Raw genomic sequence first — 849 nt, forward strand, 5'->3', positions numbered from 1 at the left:
CCAAGCGCCAGTCGGCAGCACCATCGCCGCTGACGGCAAATCGGTTGACGTGGCTGGTGAAGGCTCATGGAGTGTTGATCCTGTCTCAGGCGACATCACCTTCACGCCAGAAGCAGGCTTTACTGGTGACCCAACGCCAATCAGCTACACCGTTGATGATATTACTGGTGAAACCTCAAACCCTGCTACTGTCACCATTGATTATCCACAAACCGCACCAGTGGCTAAGAATGATAGAGGTGTCGGTCCTTTAAATACGCCCGTAGCCGTTAACATTCTAGCCAATGACACTGATCCTGAAAACGATTTAGACCCAACGACCGTCATGATCACCCAGTCACCAGCGGGTGGCACCATCGCGGCTGACGGTAAATCAGTTGACGTACCAGGTGAAGGCTCATGGGTCGTTGATCCAACAACTGGCGTGGTTACCTTTACCCCAGAAGCTGGTTTTACCGCTGACCCAACGCCAATCAGCTATACGGTTGATGACATCACAGGTGAAACCTCAAATGAAGCCATCATCGTTGTGGATTACCCACCAACGGCACCAGTGGCCCTAGATGATACAAACACAGGCACCACAGGCAATCCTGTTGTAGTAGACATACTAAGCAATGACACCGACCTTGATGGTGATCTTGACCCAACGACGGTTAAGCTGATTGATCCGACTGATGGTTCTGAAGTAACCACGTTAACGGTTGAAGGCGAAGGATCATGGGTCGTTGATCCAACCACTGGTGCAGTCACCTTTACCCCAGAAGCAGACTTCACAGGTGATCCAACACCAGTTGAGTATGTGGTCTCTGACACAACAGGCCTAACGTCTGAGCCTGCGACTATCAC

At 51.2% G+C, this 849-nt stretch carries 1 protein-coding gene; it reads left to right on the forward strand.

The window, feature by feature from the left end; translation table 11 throughout:
* Window positions 1-849: Ig-like domain-containing protein (locus tag I6E86_RS13655; protein WP_227680671.1), on the forward strand; the 849-nt coding region annotated here is incomplete at both ends.

The sequence above is a fragment of the Psychrobacter sp. SWN149 genome (assembly GCF_015864565.1).
In the GTDB taxonomy this organism is placed as follows: domain Bacteria; phylum Pseudomonadota; class Gammaproteobacteria; order Pseudomonadales; family Moraxellaceae; genus Psychrobacter.